19 protein-coding genes are annotated in these 15,429 nt (G+C 72.1%); 9 read left to right on the forward strand and 10 right to left on the reverse strand.

Annotated features, from left to right (window positions below; translation table 11 throughout):
* Positions 1-117: 117 nt before the first annotated feature.
* A complete protein-coding gene (locus tag ACZ4QV_RS36765) occupies positions 118-462 on the reverse strand; it encodes a hypothetical protein (protein WP_467764044.1) in 345 nt (114 codons plus the stop codon).
* A gap of 194 nt (positions 463-656) precedes the next feature.
* Here ACZ4QV_RS36765 and ACZ4QV_RS36770 point away from each other — a divergent pair, with 194 nt between their 5' ends.
* Positions 657-1,355, forward strand: a complete 699-nt coding sequence (locus ACZ4QV_RS36770) for a uridine kinase family protein (RefSeq protein WP_361582944.1) — start codon at positions 657-659, stop codon at positions 1,353-1,355.
* Between the two features lie 177 nt (positions 1,356-1,532).
* Here the strand turns inward: ACZ4QV_RS36770 and ACZ4QV_RS36775 are convergent, their stop codons facing one another.
* Positions 1,533-2,333: a SigE family RNA polymerase sigma factor gene (locus ACZ4QV_RS36775; protein WP_361156437.1), complete on the reverse strand. Its 801-nt coding sequence runs from the start codon at positions 2,331-2,333 to the stop codon at positions 1,533-1,535.
* 219 nt (positions 2,334-2,552) lie between these two features.
* Between ACZ4QV_RS36775 and afsQ1 the strand changes: the two genes are divergently transcribed.
* From afsQ1 to ACZ4QV_RS36800, 5 genes are all read left to right on the forward strand, one after another.
* Complete coding sequence (gene afsQ1, locus ACZ4QV_RS36780; RefSeq protein ID WP_004571966.1) at positions 2,553-3,230, forward strand: two-component system response regulator AfsQ1; 678 nt, start codon at positions 2,553-2,555, stop codon at positions 3,228-3,230.
* Positions 3,227-4,933 (forward strand): ATP-binding protein, encoded by a 1,707-nt coding sequence (locus ACZ4QV_RS36785; protein ID WP_467764045.1) that lies wholly within the window; start codon positions 3,227-3,229, stop codon positions 4,931-4,933. The genes afsQ1 and ACZ4QV_RS36785 overlap by 4 nt, the downstream gene beginning before the upstream one ends.
* On the forward strand, positions 4,930-5,613 hold the full coding sequence (locus tag ACZ4QV_RS36790) for a hypothetical protein (RefSeq protein WP_361156440.1): 684 nt from the start codon (positions 4,930-4,932) through the stop codon (positions 5,611-5,613). The genes ACZ4QV_RS36785 and ACZ4QV_RS36790 overlap by 4 nt, the downstream gene beginning before the upstream one ends.
* A 240-nt stretch (positions 5,614-5,853) precedes the next feature.
* Positions 5,854-6,366: a VanZ family protein gene (locus ACZ4QV_RS36795; RefSeq protein ID WP_361582937.1), complete on the forward strand. Its 513-nt coding sequence runs from the start codon at positions 5,854-5,856 to the stop codon at positions 6,364-6,366.
* A gap of 49 nt (positions 6,367-6,415) precedes the next feature.
* Positions 6,416-6,622 carry a PspC domain-containing protein gene (locus ACZ4QV_RS36800; RefSeq protein ID WP_030017495.1) on the forward strand — a complete coding sequence of 69 codons (207 nt, stop codon included), beginning with the start codon at positions 6,416-6,418 and terminating at the stop codon, positions 6,620-6,622.
* Between the two features lie 90 nt (positions 6,623-6,712).
* On the opposite strand, the gene ACZ4QV_RS36805 is transcribed toward ACZ4QV_RS36800, so the two are convergent.
* Positions 6,713-6,982, reverse strand: coding sequence for a hypothetical protein (locus ACZ4QV_RS36805; protein WP_361156446.1), 270 nt, complete (start codon positions 6,980-6,982; stop codon positions 6,713-6,715).
* A 138-nt stretch (positions 6,983-7,120) separates the two neighbouring features.
* Positions 7,121-8,281 carry an adenosine deaminase gene (locus ACZ4QV_RS36810; protein ID WP_361156449.1) on the reverse strand — a complete coding sequence of 387 codons (1,161 nt, stop codon included), beginning with the start codon at positions 8,279-8,281 and terminating at the stop codon, positions 7,121-7,123.
* Positions 8,282-8,384: 103 nt separating this feature from the next.
* Here ACZ4QV_RS36810 and ACZ4QV_RS36815 point away from each other — a divergent pair, with 103 nt between their 5' ends.
* Positions 8,385-9,152: an alpha/beta hydrolase gene (locus ACZ4QV_RS36815; RefSeq protein WP_361156451.1), complete on the forward strand. Its 768-nt coding sequence runs from the start codon at positions 8,385-8,387 to the stop codon at positions 9,150-9,152.
* 64 nt (positions 9,153-9,216) lie between these two features.
* A complete protein-coding gene (locus ACZ4QV_RS36820) occupies positions 9,217-9,693 on the forward strand; it encodes a VOC family protein (protein WP_361876560.1) in 477 nt (158 codons plus the stop codon).
* 21 nt (positions 9,694-9,714) lie between these two features.
* Here the strand turns inward: ACZ4QV_RS36820 and ACZ4QV_RS36825 are convergent, their stop codons facing one another.
* Positions 9,715-10,722 (reverse strand): LysR family transcriptional regulator, encoded by a 1,008-nt coding sequence (locus tag ACZ4QV_RS36825; RefSeq protein WP_361156457.1) that lies wholly within the window; start codon positions 10,720-10,722, stop codon positions 9,715-9,717.
* A 62-nt stretch (positions 10,723-10,784) separates the two neighbouring features.
* Between ACZ4QV_RS36825 and ACZ4QV_RS36830 the strand changes: the two genes are divergently transcribed.
* Entirely contained in the window at positions 10,785-12,119 is a 1,335-nt protein-coding gene (locus tag ACZ4QV_RS36830; RefSeq protein WP_467764046.1) for an MFS transporter, read from the forward strand.
* Between the two features lie 72 nt (positions 12,120-12,191).
* On the opposite strand, the gene ACZ4QV_RS36835 is transcribed toward ACZ4QV_RS36830, so the two are convergent.
* From ACZ4QV_RS36835 to ACZ4QV_RS36855, 5 genes are all read right to left on the reverse strand, one after another.
* The gene (locus tag ACZ4QV_RS36835; RefSeq protein ID WP_361156461.1) at positions 12,192-12,785 is read right to left on the reverse strand and encodes a Uma2 family endonuclease; all 594 of its coding nucleotides are present in this window, start codon (positions 12,783-12,785) and stop codon (positions 12,192-12,194) included.
* Positions 12,786-12,879: 94 nt separating this feature from the next.
* On the reverse strand, positions 12,880-13,221 hold the full coding sequence (locus tag ACZ4QV_RS36840) for a DUF3140 domain-containing protein (protein ID WP_361582918.1): 342 nt from the start codon (positions 13,219-13,221) through the stop codon (positions 12,880-12,882).
* Between the two features lie 4 nt (positions 13,222-13,225).
* On the reverse strand, positions 13,226-13,450 hold the full coding sequence (locus ACZ4QV_RS36845; RefSeq protein WP_361156467.1) for a hypervirulence associated TUDOR domain-containing protein: 225 nt from the start codon (positions 13,448-13,450) through the stop codon (positions 13,226-13,228).
* Between the two features lie 110 nt (positions 13,451-13,560).
* The gene (locus tag ACZ4QV_RS36850) at positions 13,561-14,838 is read right to left on the reverse strand and encodes a thymidine phosphorylase (RefSeq protein WP_467764047.1); all 1,278 of its coding nucleotides are present in this window, start codon (positions 14,836-14,838) and stop codon (positions 13,561-13,563) included.
* A 158-nt stretch (positions 14,839-14,996) separates the two neighbouring features.
* Positions 14,997-15,419 (reverse strand): cytidine deaminase, encoded by a 423-nt coding sequence (locus ACZ4QV_RS36855; RefSeq protein WP_467764048.1) that lies wholly within the window; start codon positions 15,417-15,419, stop codon positions 14,997-14,999.
* Positions 15,420-15,429: the final 10 nt, after the last annotated feature.

Here is a 15,429-nt window from a genome sequence, read left to right on the forward strand (position 1 = left end):
TCCGTGCCCGCGAGCCACTGCCTCCGCGCGCGTCCGCGCCCGCGGAAGTACGCCGCCGCCCGCCCTCATCCGTCCATGAGGGCGGGCGGTCCGCGTCCCACCCCGTGACCGGCGGCCTCAGCCGGGCAGCAGCCCCACGGCCGCGCCGGTCAGCGGCAGATCCTCCAACGCGCCTCCACGGGCGATCGGATCCGTCACGATGCCGGTGGTCAGCGGCTTGAAGTCGGCGACCTGGGTGCCGATCTTGTTGGTCAGCGGGTCGGCGGTGGTGCCCGCCAGCGGGTCCAGTTTGAGGCTCTTGACCGGCCCGACTCCGCCCGCGAGGGAGTGCTGCAACGCGCCCCCCAACGCCTTGCCGGCCGCCTGGACGTCCAGGTCGCTGTCGTGGCCGGGCGCCGCGCCCGCCGGTGCCGCACCGGCCGCCGCGAGCGCCGCACCGGCCACCGTGAGCGCCAGACCCACGCGCGTCGGACCGCGCGGTACGCGGCGCCGGTGCCGGGGTCGTGCATGTGAGGCCATGTGCCACCTGCCTGTGCGTCGCCGGAGACATAATTGCGTAATCGAACGATTGCGAAGCGTAGTTGAGCGGTGCCGGGCCGTTCCAGCGACCGCGCTCCGGGTAACCCGCACGGCCCAATGCGCGACAATGGCTTCCCGTGAGCTCCCACACCGCCGCCCGGCCGCCCGCCGCCCGGGTCGTCCTGCTGACCGGCCCCTCCGGCTCCGGCAAGTCGTCCCTCGCCGCCCGCAGTGGCCTGCCCGTGCTCAACCTCGACGACTTCTACAAGGAGGGCACGGACCCGACGCTGCCGTCGCTGGCCGACGGCGGCGGCACCGACTGGGACTCGCCGCTGTCGTGGGACGCCGGTGCCGCCGTGGCCGCGATCGAGGAACTGTGCCGTACGGGACGTACGGCCGTGCCGGTGTACGACATCGCCGCCAGCGCACGGGTCGGTGAGACGGTTCTGGAGCGGGGCGACGCGCCACTGTTCCTCGCGGAGGGCGTCTTCGCGGCGGACATCGTCGAGCGCTGCCGTACGGCGGGTCTGCTCGCCGACGCGCTGTGCCTGCGCGGCCGCCCCACCACGACCTTCCGGCGGCGGCTCGTCCGTGACCTGCGCGAAGCCCGCAAGCCGGTGCCGGTCCTGCTGCGCCGCGGACTGCGCCTGCTGCGCGCCGAGCGCGCGATCGTCGCCCGGCACACCGCGCTGGGCGCCCACCCGTGCGCGAAGCCGGAGGCGCTGGCCCGGATCGCGGCGGCCCGGGACGCGGCCGCCGGAGCAGGCCACGCCGCCGCGACCCCCACGCATTCCGCGACCCCCGCGGACCCCGCGTCTGCGACCGTGAGCGTCTGAACACCTGAATACCGTTCGGGTCCGCGGCATGCGGCCCGAACGGCGAAGGAGCGGATTCGCGCCGTACCCCCCGGCCGGCCGAACCCGCTCCTCATCCCCCCGTGTCCCCCGTGCTTCCCCCTCGGGCCCCCGTCCCCCCTCTTCTCGCTCCCCCGTGTCCCCCCGTCTTCCCCGCCCTCAGGCCACCAGCTCGCCGAAGGACTCCTGCTCGTCACGGCCGAAGCTGAGGACGTCGTCCTCGCGCAGCCGGCGCAGGGAGCGCCAGATGCTGGACTTCACCGTGCCGACACTGATGTTGAGAATGTCCGCGATCTCCGGGTCCGTACGGCCCTCGTAGTAGCGCAGCACCAGCATCGTGCGCTGCGTCTCGGGCAGTCGGGCCAGCGCCTGCCACAGCACCGCGCGCAGCTCCGTGCCGCGCATCGCGTCCGTGTCACCGGCCGTCTCCGGCAGCTCCTCGGTCGGGTACTCGTTCAGCTTGCGGCGGCGCCACGCGCTGATGTGCAGGTTGGTCATCGTGCGGCGCAGGTAACCGCCCAGCGCCGCCTTGTCACTGATCCGGTCCCATGCCCGGTAGGTCGAGAACAGCGCGCTCTGCAGCAGGTCCTCGGCCTCGAAGCGGTCGCCGGTCAGGTGGTAAGCGGTGGCGTACAGGGAAGCGCGGCGCTCCTGGACGTAGGCGGTGAACGCCGCGGCGGCGTCCCCCGTTTCCTCCGCCTGCGACGCGGTGCGCCGTTCCCCCGTGCCCTCCCTGTACGCCGGTCCCGCGGCGGAAGCACCGTCGCCCCCGTCGGTTCCCCCGTGTCCCCCGTCGCGCTGCGTCATCGCGTCGATCGCGACCATGTAAGGAATGCGATGACGCCCGGTGCCGCGAGCGCACCCCCGCCCGCCCACGGCACCGGACTTCTCGACGGCCCGGCCGACATCGTGCAGACGCGTGATGACTGCGCTGGTCGTGGTGCTGTGCAGTGTGTTCATCGCGCGCCCCCCGTCGGTAGACCCTGCTTGCTTCGGTTCGTGATGGGGAAAACTCTGCCGAAGCAGTTTCATGACGCTGTCTGCCGTCTGTCACAGCCCTGTCACAGCGGGAGGGTCGCGGCCGGAACACCGTACGGACGCGGGGCGGGCCGGGGCACGGGCCCCGCCGGACACCGTGCAGGTCGAAGTCCTGGTCCCCCATGGGCCAGAATGGCCGGTGTGCCTTTCCTGTTGCTGATCGAGGACGACGACGCCATCCGCACGGCCCTCGAACTCTCCCTGTCGCGCCAGGGTCACCGTGTGGTGACCGCGGCGACGGGCGAGGACGGCCTGAAGCTGCTGCGCGAGCAGCGCCCGGACCTGATCGTGCTGGACGTGATGCTGCCGGGCATCGACGGTTTCGAGGTGTGCCGGCGGATCAGGCGTACGGACCAGCTGCCCATCATCCTGCTGACCGCGCGCAACGACGACATCGACGTGGTGGTCGGGCTGGAGTCCGGCGCGGACGACTATGTCGTCAAGCCGGTGCAGGGGCGGGTGCTGGACGCCCGGATCCGGGCCGTGCTGCGGCGCGGGGAGCGGGAGTCCAACGACGCGGCGACGTTCGGTTCCCTGGTCATCGACCGCTCGGCCATGACGGTCACCAAGAACGGCGAGGACCTCCAGCTCACCCCCACCGAGCTGCGGCTGCTGCTGGAGCTGAGCCGCCGGCCCGGGCAGGCGCTGTCCCGGCAGCAGCTGCTGCGGCTGGTGTGGGAGCACGACTACCTCGGTGACTCGCGGCTGGTGGACGCGTGCGTGCAGCGCCTCCGGGCGAAGGTGGAGGACGTACCGTCCTCGCCGACCCTGATCCGTACGGTGCGCGGTGTCGGCTACCGGCTGGACACCCCGCAGTGACGGAGCCCGTGTCCGGAAGCCGTACGGATGCCGAAGCGGCCGGTGACGGCGAGGACACGCCCGGGCGGCCCGGTTTCCTCCGGCGGTGCGTACGGGCGCTCGGCCTGCTGCGCTGGACCAGCCTGCGGCTGCGGCTCGTCTTCGTCTTCGCGCTGGTCGCGCTGACCGCGGCGGTCTCCGCCTCCGGCATCGCGTACTGGCTCAACCGCAACACCGTGCTGGACCGCACCCAGAACTCCGCGCTCAACGACTTCCGCAAGTCGCTGGAGGACAGCACCCGTTCGCTGTCGCTGCGGCCGCGGTGCGCGGAGCTGGACGAGGCGGCACGGCAGATGGCGGGCGGGCCGCAGAACTACGCCGTCCTGCTGGTCGCGCAGGGCAGCGACGGCAAGCAGTGCGTGGCGTCCACGGACAAGGACCTGTTCACGCTCAAGACGGTGCCCAAGGCGCTGCAGACGGCGGTCAACGAGAAGCGCGCGCTGGACGACGGCAACCGCGTCCCGTACCACATGTACTGGCAGCGCAAGGAGCTGCGGGACACCCCGTACCTCGTCGCCGGGGCCCGGATGAACGGCGGCGGCCCGACCGGCTACATGCTCAAGTCGCTGGCCACCGAGCGGCAGGACCTCAACTCGCTGGCCTGGTCACTGGGGATCGCCACCGCGCTGGCCCTGGTCGGCTCGGCGCTGCTGGCGCAGGCCGCCGCGACGACCGTGCTGCGGCCCGTGCAGCGCCTGGGCCACGCGGCCCGGCAACTGGGCGAGGGGCGGCTGGACACCCGGCTCCGGGTGACCGGCACCGACGAACTCGCCGACCTCTCGCGCACCTTCAACCGCACGGCCGAGCGCCTGGAACAGCGGGTCGAGGAGCTGAGCGGCCGCGAGGCGTCCTCCCGCCGCTTCGTCGCCGACATGTCGCACGAGCTGCGGACGCCGCTGACGGCGATCACGGCCGTCACCGAGGTGCTGGAGGAAGAGGAGGACTCCCTCGACCCGATGATCGCGCCCGCGGTGAAGCTGGTGGTCAGCGAGACCCGGCGGCTGAACGACCTGGTGGAGAACCTGATGGAGGTCACCCGCTTCGACGCGGGGACGGCGCGTCTGGTGCAGGACGAGGTGGACGTCGCCGACCAGGTGACCGCGTGCATCGACGCGCGGGCCTGGCTGGACGCGGTCGAGCTGGACGCCGAGCGCGGCATCGTGGCCCGGCTGGACCCGCGCCGCCTCGACGTCATCCTGGCCAACCTCATCGGCAACGCGCTCAAGCACGGCGGCTCGCCGGTCCGGGTGTCGGTGCGCACCGAGGCCACGCCGGACGGCGAGGATCTGCTGATCCGGGTACGGGACCACGGCCCCGGCATCCCGCAGGAAGTCCTGCCGCACGTCTTCGACCGCTTCTACAAGGCGAGCGCCTCCCGGCCGCGGTCGGAGGGCAGCGGTCTGGGCCTGTCGATCGCGCTGGAGAACGCCCACATCCACGGCGGCGAGATCACGGCCGCGAACTCGCCGGAAGGCGGCGCGGTCTTCACCCTGCGGCTGCCGGTGGGCCTCTCGGCCGCCGGCTCCGCCGCGGAGACGGACACCGGTACGGACGCGGGCACCGGTACGGAGGCAGGCCCCCGCGCCGACGCGGACGCCGGTTCCGGAGGCACGGAGCGCCGCGGCACCGAAACCCGCGGCACGGAAGACGGTGACGGCCGATGACGTGGCGCACCCGCACCCTGTCGACGGGGCCCGGACCCGGTCCCCGTACCCGCACCCGGTCCGCACCCCGGCGCCGGGCCGCGGCACTGACCGCCGTGGCCCTGGGCGCCCTCGTACCGGCGCTGGCGAGCTGCGGCATCCGCGGTACGTCCGTGCCGGTCGACGCCGGGGGCGCGCCCTCCCGCGTGAGCTGCAAGGTTCCCGCGGAATCGGTCCCCCCGGTCCCGCCCGACAGCTCGCGGGTCACCGTCTACCTGGAGTGCAGCTCGGCGCTGGCACCGGCGGAGCGGACCGTGACCCACCCCAAGCAGCAGCCCGCCGACCGTCTCCGGTCGGCCCGCGCGCTGCTGGACGAGCTCCAGGAGCAGCCGGGGCCCGTCGAGGAGGAGGCCGGGTTCGTCACGGCGGTGCCGGAGAACCTGGAGGTGTCCGGGCCGCGTGCGGGTGATCCCGCCGGGACGCTGCGGCTGAGCGCGCGGCCGGAGGACCTGCCGTCCTTCGCGCTCGCCCAGATCGTGTGCACGTTCGGCGAGAGCGCGGCCCTGGGCCGTACGCACGCCGCGGTACTGGGCGGCCCCGGCGATGGGCATCCGCAGCGTTACGCCTGCTCGGACGAGGTGCGCACGCACCCGGACAGCGTGCTGGGCGCCGGTTCGGACGCTCCGGCGACGTCGGGCTGAGGCGGACGGGCCCGGAGTGCGGGCGTGGGGCGGGAGCGCTGGGCACGGGCGCTGGGCACGGGCGCTGGGCACGGGCGCTGGGCACGGGCGCTGGGCGCCTCTCCTCCCGGAACAGCCGCTCCGTGCCCCGGAGTGACCGGGACGACCGCGGGCAAGGGGTCTTACGGAACCGCGGCCGCCGGTAGGCGCGTCCTGGCCTGTGTGCAGGGTCATGGCCGCGGCGGTACCGCCGCCCTCCGTATGCGCGCCGCGGGAGCCGTTCTCCTCGTGGCGCATCTGCTGGTCGTCGGCTGGCTGTCGCTGCGTCCCCGTACGGTTCCCTGGGTGCCCGCCGCGAACCTCCGGCCGCTGGCGACGATCCGCGCGGAGCTGGCGCACGGGCCGTGGGAGGCCGTGCAGAGTCTCGGGGGCGCGGTGCTGCTGCTGGCGCCGCTGGGCATCCTGCTGCCGATGGCAGCCGGCCGCCTGAACGTTTCTCCGCTGGGCTCCCTGGCGCGTACGGTCTTCACCGGCGCGATGGTCTCGCTGGCGATCGAACTGCTGCAGGCCGGCATACCCGGCCGGGTGCCGGACGTCGACATGGTGCTGCTCAACACGGCCGGGGTGATACTGGCGCACCTGCTGGTCGTACCAGGGTTCCGGTACCGGCTACGCCGCAAGGAGGACCCGCCCGCACGGCCGACCCCCACGAGGGCCAGGGTTCACATCGCACCGCAGGCCGACGCCCTGTCGGGCTCCCGGACCTACCTTTGAGACATCGGGGCACACCGTCCCGTACCCGGTCGAAAAGGAGTCGTGAACCATGGCCGCCGCACTGGTCCGCCCCCGCAACAACAGGATGATCGCCGGAGTGTGCGCGGGCCTTGCGCGGCGCTTCGGCACCACGCCCGGCACGATGCGCGTGCTCTTCCTTCTCTCGTGCCTGCTCCCGGGCCCGCAGTTCCTGATCTACCTGGCCCTGTGGCTGTTCCTGCCCTCCGAGGACAAGGCCCACCGGAGCGCCTGGTAGTCCGCACACGGCCGTGCCCCGGCTCCGTACACGAAGTACGGGCCGGGGCACGGCCGTGTCCGCTCCGGGACGCGTCGCGGAGCCGGTGACTCAGCCGAGCGCCTTGGTGAGGCCCCCGGCAGGCAGGCCGCCCAGCAGGTTGCCCTTGTTGTTGGTCTTCAGGGCGTGCTCGGCGCCGTGGTCGCCGGTGACGCCCTTGGCGGTCTCCTGGACGGGCAGGCTGTTCTGCAGTGTGTCCGCGACGTCACCCGGTACGTTGGCGCCGGTCACCTCGGCGGCGGAAGCCGTACCGGCCGCCGCGGCGGCGAAGGCGACGCCGAGCGCGGCGGCACCGAGGGTCCTGATGGTTCCCTGCTTCATGGAAATACATCCTTGTGATGGGAGATCGACCGGACCGGAATCTAGTGACGCCACCGACACGCCGCAAACACCCGCCGGGAACGGAAAACGACCGGCGCTTGACACGCCAGCCGTTCCCTTCTCCCGTAAGCGTTCCGCTTACTCGGAGCGATACTCGCTGATCACCGCGGGCTCGGCGTCCACCTGACGGAACAGCCATTCGGACCGCAGTTCGGCGTAGCCGGGCTTGATGACATCGTTGATCATCGCCAGGCGTTCATCGAAAGGAATGAACGCGCTCTTCATCGCATTGACGGTGAACCACTGCATGTCGTCGAGCGTGTATCGAAATGTCGAGACCAGGTGCTCGAATTCCCGGGACATGCTCGTACCGCTCATCAGCCGGTTGTCGGTGTTGACCGTCAGACGGAACTGGAGCCGGCGCAGCAGGCCGATCGGGTGCTCCGCGTACGAGGTGGCGGCACCGGTCTGGAGGTTGGAGGTGGGGCACATCTCCAGCGGGATGCGCTTGTCCCGTACGTACGAGGCGAGCCGGCCCAGCTTCACCGAGCCGTCGTCGGCGACCTCCATGTCGTCGGTGATGCGCACGCCGTGGCCGAGCCGGTCGGCGCCGCACCACTGGAGGGCCTGCCAGATCGAGGGCAGGCCGAACGCCTCGCCCGCGTGGATCGTGAAGTGGTTGTTCTCCCGCTTGAGGTACTCGAACGCGTCGAGGTGGCGGGTGGGCGGGAAGCCGGCCTCGGCGCCCGCGATGTCGAACCCGGCGACCCCCAGGTCGCGGTAGCGGTTGGCCAGTTCGGCGATCTCCAGGGCCCGGGCCGCGTGCCGCATGGCGGTCAGCAGGGCGCCGACGCGGATGCGGTGGCCGGCCGCGCGGGCCCGCCGCTCGCCCTCGCGGAACCCCGCGTTGACCGCCTCGACGACCTCTTCGAGGGTGAGGCCCTTCTCCAGGTGCTGCTCGGGCGCGTACCGGACCTCGGCGTACACGACGCCGTCCGCGGCCAGGTCCTCGGCGCACTCGGCCGCCACCCGCGTCAGGGCCTCGCGGGTCTGCATGACGGCACAGGTGTGCGCGAAGGTCTCCAGATAGCGTTCCAGCGAACCGGAGTCGGCGGCCTCGCGGAACCAGACGCCGAGCTTCTCGGGGTCGGTCTCGGGCAGGCTCTCGTAGCCGACCTCGCGGGCCAGCTCGACGATGGTGGCGGGGCGCAGGCCGCCGTCGAGGTGATCGTGCAGCAGCACCTTGGGCGCGCGACGGATCTGGTCGACGGTCGGCAGGGTGGTGGTCTCGCTCGTCATCTCGGCACTGTAGCCCCTACGCGCGTAGAACTTCACGAACGATACCCAACGGTGACCCGTACACGGGGTGGCCGGAGGCTCGCCTTCTGCCATCGTTTCGGTCATGGCTCAGCAAGCGTTGCCGGTGCGCGGTGCCCGGCTGGGGAAACCGCGGGGAGCGGCCGGAGCGGGACGGGCGGTGTGCGGCGTCGCGCTGTTACTGCCGGAGGGCGGCCCTTCGGGCACCCGGCGCCCCTCCCCCTTGTCCACCCTGGCGGCCCGTCCGCTGGCCGCCCGGCTGGCCCGGGCGGGCCGGACGGAGGGCCTGGTGGCCCACGTCGTGCACTACCGCTGCCGCGGCTGGAACGGTGCGGCAGCCCATCCGGCGGCGGACGCCGCCTGGGCACTGGAGGAGGTGGTGCGGCGGTACGGGGACGTGCCGGTCTGTCTGGCCGGTACGGGCATGGGCGCCCGCGCCGCACTGCACGCCGCGGGCCATCCGGCGGTCAACTCCGTACTGGCACTGGCCCCGTGGATACCCGACCTGGGCCCGGAGGGCGCCGACTCCGTACCCGTGAAGCAGCTCGCCGGCCGGCGGGTACTGCTCGTCCACGGCACCAACGACGAGCGGACCGATCCGGACCTGTCCTACCGCTACGCCGAACGCGCCAAGAAGATCAACCGCGACGTCTGCCGCTTCGAGGTCCACTCGGACGGCCACTCCCTGCACCAGCACCGCGCCGAAGTCCTGTCCCTGGCAGCCGACTTCGTCCTGGGATCGCTCTTCGCCCACAGCTACGCCCGCCCGGTCGCGGACGCGCTGGCGGCGCCGCCGCCGCTGGGCCTGCGGATGCCGCTGGCGTCGGGCTTCGGGGAGTCGCTGAAGCACTAGGAAGGAGGTACGCGCGGCAGCGCGGTTTCCGGGCTCCTGCCCACCGTCAGCTCCGTCGACCGACTTGATCGGCTTGATCGGCTCGATCGGCTCGATCGGCTCGATCGGCTCGATCGTCAGGGAGGCTCTCGTGCCGAACACGCTCGACCACGTGATCGTCCACTGCCACGACCAGAAGGCCACCGCCGCCTTCCTGAGCGACCTCATGGACGCCCCCGCGCCCGCCGACTGGGGGCCGTTCACCCAGGTGCAGACCGCCAACGGCGTCGGCATCGACTTCCTCGACAGCCAGGTGGCGCCGGACGCGATCAACGGCAGCCATGTCGCGTTCCTGGTCACCGACGAGGAGTTCGACGCGATCTTCGACCGGATCCAGCAGCGGTCGGTGCGCTACTGGGCCGACCCGTACCGCGCGAAGGAAGGCGAGATCAACCACCACTGGGGCGGTCGCGGGCTCTACGTCCTCGACCCGGGCGGCACGGTCGCCATCGAGTTCATGACCGTGACGTACGGAGCCCTGGAGGACATGGGAACGGAGTGACGCCGGCGGAACGCCCGCATCTCACCGGGGAATCAGCTTCCCCCTCCGCCCCAGCAGGAACTTTTTGAACGCCGCCACCGGAGGCGTGTCGGGATGACCGTCCATCCAGGCCAGCCCGATCTCGCGGACCGCACGCGGGGCCGTGACCGTCAGCTCGGCGACGCCCGGGCGCGGCACGGCCGGCGGCGGCAGCAGCGCCACCCCGAGACCGGCGGCGACCAGGCCGCGCAGCGTCTCGGCCTCCTCCCCCTCGAACGCGATCTTCGGCGTGAAGCCCGCCTCGGCACACAGCGCGTCGGTGATGCGGCGCAGCCCGTACCCCGGTTCCAGGGTCACGAACAGCTCCCCCGCCGCCTCGGCCAGCCGGACCCGCTTACGGGCCGCCAGCGGATGGTCGTCCGGCACGACCAGCCGCAGCTTCTGCTCGTCCAGACGGCGCGCGACCAGGTCCGGATAGTCCGGGACCGGCGAGGTCAGGCAGAGATCCAGGTCACCGGCGCGCAGCCGCTCGATCATCGCCTCGCCGTAGTTCTGGACGAGCTGGAAACGCACCCGCGGGTGGTCGGCGCGGAAGGTGCGGATCAGGCCCGGTACGGTCTCCGAGCCCATGGTGTGCAGGAAGCCGAAGGCGACCTTGCCCGCCGTGGGGTCGGTGTCGGCCCGTACGGACTCGGTGGCACGCTCGACGTCCAGCAGCGCGCGCTCGGTGGAGGCCAGGAACGCACGGCCCGCCGGGGTCAGGGAGAGCGCCCGGCCGCGCCGGGCGAAGAGCGCGACGCCGAGGTCGGCCTCCAGCCGGACGATGGCGCGGCTGAGGGTGGACTGCGGCATGCCCAGCTCGTGCGCGGCCCGCGTGACGTGCTCGTGGCGTGCGACGGCGGCGAACTGCGCGAGCCGGGGCGTCAGGGCCAGCGCCCACGAATCCACCCCGAGGTCCGCGGTCTCCGCCGGCTCCCCCGCCCGCGCCCGGATGTCTTTCGCGTTGCCATTGTGCGACAGAGGCTGCCCTGAGCTGCTGTTATGTGCCACAGCATCGATTATGGCGTTTCCATGCATTGGACGCATGAAACCGGCAGGCATACGTTCGGATCATGCCTCCCGCCGATACCGGGGCGTCGGCCGCCGCGCGCGCCGACGCCTCCGCGCAGTCGTCCCCCGTCACCTCCTCCGCGCCCGCCGCCGACGCGCCCCCGGCGCCCGACCCCGAGGCCGCCAAGCTGCACCCGGGCGGCCCCGGTTACCGCCGGATGAGCTTCGCCCTCTTCGCGGCAGGCGTCGCCACCTTCGCGCTCCTGTACTCCACCCAGGCGCTGCTCCCCGCGATCTCGGCCGACCTCGCCGTCCCGCCCGACCAGGCCAGTTGGTCCGTGTCGGCCGCGACCTTCGGCCTGGCCCTGGCCGTCGTACCGCTGAGCGCGCTGTCCGAACGCTTCGGCCGCCGCACGATGATGACCGCCTCCCTGACGGTGGCCGCGCTGATCGCGATGCTGGTGCCGTTCGCCCCCGACCTGGGCTGGCTGGTCGCGCTGCGCGCCGTCCAGGGCGTGGCGCTGGCCGGACTGCCGGCCTCCGCGATGGCGTTCCTCGCCGAGGAGGTACGGGCCAAGGCGCTGGTCGCCGCGATCGGCCTGTTCGTGGCGGGCAACAGCATCGGCGGCATGTCGGGCCGGATCGTCACCGGCTGGGTGGCCCAGGCCTGGGGCTGGCGAGCCGGGCTCGGCGCGGTCGGACTGCTGGCCGTGCTCTGCGCGGTGGCCTTCCGCCTCCTGGTCCCCAAGGCCCGGCACTTCTCCCCCCGCGCGGTCGGCCCGCGCGCCCTGGCCCGTACCCTCGGCGGCCACCTCTCCGACCCGCTGCTGCGCCGCCTGTACGGCATCGGCGCGCTCTTCATGACGGTCTTCGGCGCCGTCTACACCGTCATCGGCTACCGCCTGGTCGACGCGCCCTTCAACCTTCCGCAGGGCATCGTCGGCTCGATCTTCCTCATCTACCTGGTCGGCACGGTCTCCTCCGCCGCGGCCGGCCGCCTGGTGGGCCGCGTCGGCCGCCGCGGGGCCCTCTATCTCGCGGTCGGCACCACGGCGGCGGGCCTGCTGCTCACCCTCACCACGTCGCTCGCCGCCGTCCTGCTGGGCCTGGTCCTGATCACAGCGGGCTTCTTCGCGGGCCACGCGGTGGCGTCGTCCTCGGTGAGCCGTACCGCGAAGACCGCCCGCGCACAGGCGTCGGCCCTGTACCAGTGCGCGTACTACATCGGCAGCAGCGTCGGCGGCGCGCTCGGCGCGGCGGCGTTCCACGCGGGCGGCTGGGAGGCCACCGTCGCCCTGGCCCTGGCCGCGATGGCCGGCGCCGCGTCGATCACGCTGTACGCGACGCGGAAGGCGATGGCGGAACGGCGCGTCCTGCACGTACGGCAGGCCGCGTAGGCGGCTCCGCCGCCCGGAACCCGGAAGGCCCACTCCGCCACCTGTCCTGGTGGGGTGGGTCTTTCGTCCGTCTCAGGGACCGAAGGGAAACACGCTGGTGTCGATGGTGAGGCCGAAGGGCTCCGGGAGGTGAATGTCCTCCCCGAACTTCACCGCCTGGAGTTCCTGGTAGACGGCGTCTTCCGGCTCCCCGAACAGCGTGACCGTGGGTCCGGCGGGAGCGAAGCGATCAATGAGGAGGTAGAGCGGAACGCCCGCCTCCGCGTACGCGGCTGCCTTGTTCAGCCGGTCGTAGCCCGCGTTGTTCGGCGAGGTGACTTCGACGATCAGCTCCGCAGAGGTGAGCGGGACGTCCTCGCCTCCTTCGATCCGGTCCAGCACGTCGTCCGGGACCACGACGAGGTCCGGGATGAACAACCGCCCACGCATGGGATGCGTGACCCCGAGGGTCTGGTAGACCTCCCAGTCCTTCGGCAGCACTGAGTACAGGCTGCGCTGGACCTTGGCGGCGATGCGGTTGTGCGGTGCGGCCGGTGGTGGTGACACAACGATGACTCCATCATGAATCTCCACCTTGCTGCCCTCTGGCCAGTCCGCTTCCTGCCGGAAGCGGAGCAGCTCATCCCAGTACTCCGCCGGAGCGGGGTCGGCGGGGAGTGCACTCATGGCGGTCTCCTTACGTGTTGTGGCACCGATCCCAGCATGCCGAACAGGACCGGCACTGGTCCACCGGTCCCGTTCACCCGAACGATTCATCCCCTCACCCCTTCAACGGATCATGCCCCCAGTTCATCAACGAATACCGCCATGTCGTCTCCTTCACGTCCCCCGACGGCTTCTGCGCGAGATGGCGGTGGACGTACCCCGTCACCTTGCGCATGTGCGCGTAATCGTCGTCCGAAAGATCCGCACGCTTGGTGCGCAGCAGCGAAACGATTCGGCGGCCCGACTCGTGGCCCACGGACTCCCCACCCCCCTTGTGCTGCCCTGACTCCTTGGACTCGTCCTTCCTCAACCAGGACTCCAGCTCGGACGGGGACATGTTCACCGCGTCCTTGAAGTCCTCCCAGACGGTGTCCTGGTCGTCCTCCGTCTTCGCCATGGCCTCAGGACCGCTTCTTCTTCAGGGCGCCGGGCTTGTGCACGGCCGAGCCGCCGGACTTCTCGCTGCGGACCTTGTACTGCGGGTCGTCCGGCGAGGCGTCCACCGTGCGGCCCGCTTCCTCCGTACGGCTCGTGATCTTCTTCTCCACCTTGCCGACGGCCTCACTGCCGTGGCTCTTCCAGGTGACCTTGTCGCCCTTGCTGAAGTCGTCCTTCTTCTTCGCCATCGCCGGTCTCCTCGCGGTCGGGTGCTTCCAGGACAGCACCGGTCGGGGCGCGGCGCGCGTCGGGCGCGCCCCGGAAGGAGCGCGCCCGACGGCGGCGGTGCGGGGCCGGATCAGCCGATGCGGTCCAGCACCACCGGGTTCGGGGTGAAGTCCGTGCCGGGCGGGGCGATCAGGACGCCGCCGTCGAGGGCTTCGAGGGCGTAGGGGAACTTTTCAGGGGTGTCGGTGTGGAGGGTGAGCAGGGGCTGGCCCTCCTTGACCTCGTCGCCGGGCTTGGCGTGGAGTTCGATGCCCGCGCCCGCCTGGACCGGGTCCTCCTTGCGGGCGCGGCCGGCGCCCAGGCGCCAGGCGGAGACGCCCACCGCGTACGCGTCGAGGGTGGTCAGGACGCCGGAGGAGGAGGCGTTGACGGTGTGCTGTTCGCGGGCGACCGGGAGCGGGGCGTCGGGGTCGCCACCCTGGGCCTGGATCATGCGGCGCCAGTGGTCCATGGCGGAGCCGTCGGCGAGGGCCTTGGCCGGGTCGGCGTCCTTCAGGCCGGCCGCGTCGAGCATGTCGCGGGCGAGGGCAAGGGTGAGTTCGATGACGTCGGCCGGGCCGCCGCCTGCCAGGACCTCGACGGACTCGCGTACTTCGAGGGCGTTGCCGGCGGTCAGGCCGAGGGGGGTGGACATGTCGGTGAGCAGCGCGGAGGTCCGTACGCCGTGGTCGGCGCCGAGTTCGACCATGGTGGTGGCCAGTTCGCGGGCGTCCTCGATGTTCTTCATGAAGGCGCCGGAGCCGACCTTGACGTCCAGGACGAGCGAGCCGGTGCCCTCGGCGATCTTCTTGGACATGATCGAGGAGGCGATCAGCGGGATGGCCTCGACGGTGGCGGTGACGTCGCGCAGCGCGTACAGCTTCTTGTCGGCGGGGGCCAGGCCGTCGCCCGCGGCGCAGATGACGGAGCCGACGCGGTCGAGTACGTCCATCATCTCGGCGTTGGAGAGCAGCGCGCGCCAGCCGGGGATGGCCTCCAGCTTGTCGAGGGTGCCACCGGTGTGGCCGAGGCCGCGGCCGGAGAGCTGGGGTACGGCCGCGCCGCAGGCGGCGACGAGGGGCGCGAGCGGCAGGGTGATCTTGTCGCCGACGCCGCCGGTGGAGTGCTTGTCGGCGGTCGGGCGGGCCAGGCCGGCGAAGTCCATCCGCTCGCCGGAGGCGATCATGGCGGCGGTCCAGCGGGCGATCTCCGTACGGTTCATGCCGTTGAGGAAGACGGCCATCGCGAGGGCCGACATCTGCTCGTGGGCCACCTCGCCGCGCGTGTAGGCGTCGATGACCCAGTCGATCTGCTCGGGGGTCAGCTCCTGCTTGTCGCGCTTGGCGCGGATGACCGAGATGACGTCCATCTGGGCTTCCTTTCGTGGAACGGCCGGCTCAGCCCGTCCCTGTACCCGGGAACGACGCGGCGAGCGGGCGTGAACAGTTCTACACGCATAGAGCCGGGAGATCGAGAGGCCCGCACCATCGGATGCGACGGTGCGGGCCCGGCGTTCTCGGGAAGGCTCTAGCGGCCCAGGTGCTGGGGGCCGAAGGCGTCCGGGAGGAGGTCGTCCAGGCGTCGGACGCCCCCGTCGCCGGCGTCGACCAGCAGGCCGGGGCCACCGTGCTCGTACAGCAACTGGCGGCAGCGGCCGCACGGCACGAGCAGTTCGCCCCGGCCGTCCACGCAGGTGAACGCGGTCAGCCGGCCGCCGCCGGTGGCGGCCAGCGCGGAGACCAGGCCGCACTCGGCGCACAGGCCCAGTCCGTACGAGGCGTTCTCCACGTTGCAGCCGACGACCGTACGGCCGTCGTCCACCAGGGCCGCGGCGCCGACCGGGTAGCCGGAGTACGGGGCGTACGCCCGGGACATCGCGTCCCGGGCCGCCTCACGGAGCGTCTCCCAGTCGACCGGTGCCCGGCCGTCGTCGTTCCGGCCTTCGTTCATCCGGCCATCG

The organism is Streptomyces sp. NPDC026394 (assembly GCF_055567735.1).

Excerpts from the sequence above, each read along its gene's own strand:
- ACZ4QV_RS36775 (WP_361156437.1), bottom strand. The coding sequence starts at position 2,333 with ATGAACACACTGCACAGCACCACGACCAGCGCAGTCATCACGCGTCTG.
- ACZ4QV_RS36790 (WP_361156440.1), top strand. The coding sequence starts at position 4,930 with ATGACGTGGCGCACCCGCACCCTGTCGACGGGGCCCGGACCCGGTCCC.
- ACZ4QV_RS36795 (WP_361582937.1), top strand. The coding sequence starts at position 5,854 with ATGCGCGCCGCGGGAGCCGTTCTCCTCGTGGCGCATCTGCTGGTCGTC.
- ACZ4QV_RS36800 (WP_030017495.1), top strand. The coding sequence starts at position 6,416 with ATGGCCGCCGCACTGGTCCGCCCCCGCAACAACAGGATGATCGCCGGA.
- ACZ4QV_RS36805 (WP_361156446.1), bottom strand. The coding sequence starts at position 6,982 with ATGAAGCAGGGAACCATCAGGACCCTCGGTGCCGCCGCGCTCGGCGTC.
- ACZ4QV_RS36810 (WP_361156449.1), bottom strand. The coding sequence starts at position 8,281 with ATGACGAGCGAGACCACCACCCTGCCGACCGTCGACCAGATCCGTCGC.
- ACZ4QV_RS36815 (WP_361156451.1), top strand. The coding sequence starts at position 8,385 with ATGGCTCAGCAAGCGTTGCCGGTGCGCGGTGCCCGGCTGGGGAAACCG.
- ACZ4QV_RS36830 (WP_467764046.1), top strand. The coding sequence starts at position 10,785 with ATGCCTCCCGCCGATACCGGGGCGTCGGCCGCCGCGCGCGCCGACGCC.
- ACZ4QV_RS36835 (WP_361156461.1), bottom strand. The coding sequence starts at position 12,785 with ATGAGTGCACTCCCCGCCGACCCCGCTCCGGCGGAGTACTGGGATGAG.
- ACZ4QV_RS36840 (WP_361582918.1), bottom strand. The coding sequence starts at position 13,221 with ATGGCGAAGACGGAGGACGACCAGGACACCGTCTGGGAGGACTTCAAG.
- ACZ4QV_RS36845 (WP_361156467.1), bottom strand. The coding sequence starts at position 13,450 with ATGGCGAAGAAGAAGGACGACTTCAGCAAGGGCGACAAGGTCACCTGG.
- ACZ4QV_RS36850 (WP_467764047.1), bottom strand. The coding sequence starts at position 14,838 with ATGGACGTCATCTCGGTCATCCGCGCCAAGCGCGACAAGCAGGAGCTG.
- ACZ4QV_RS36855 (WP_467764048.1), bottom strand. The coding sequence starts at position 15,419 with ATGAACGAAGGCCGGAACGACGACGGCCGGGCACCGGTCGACTGGGAG.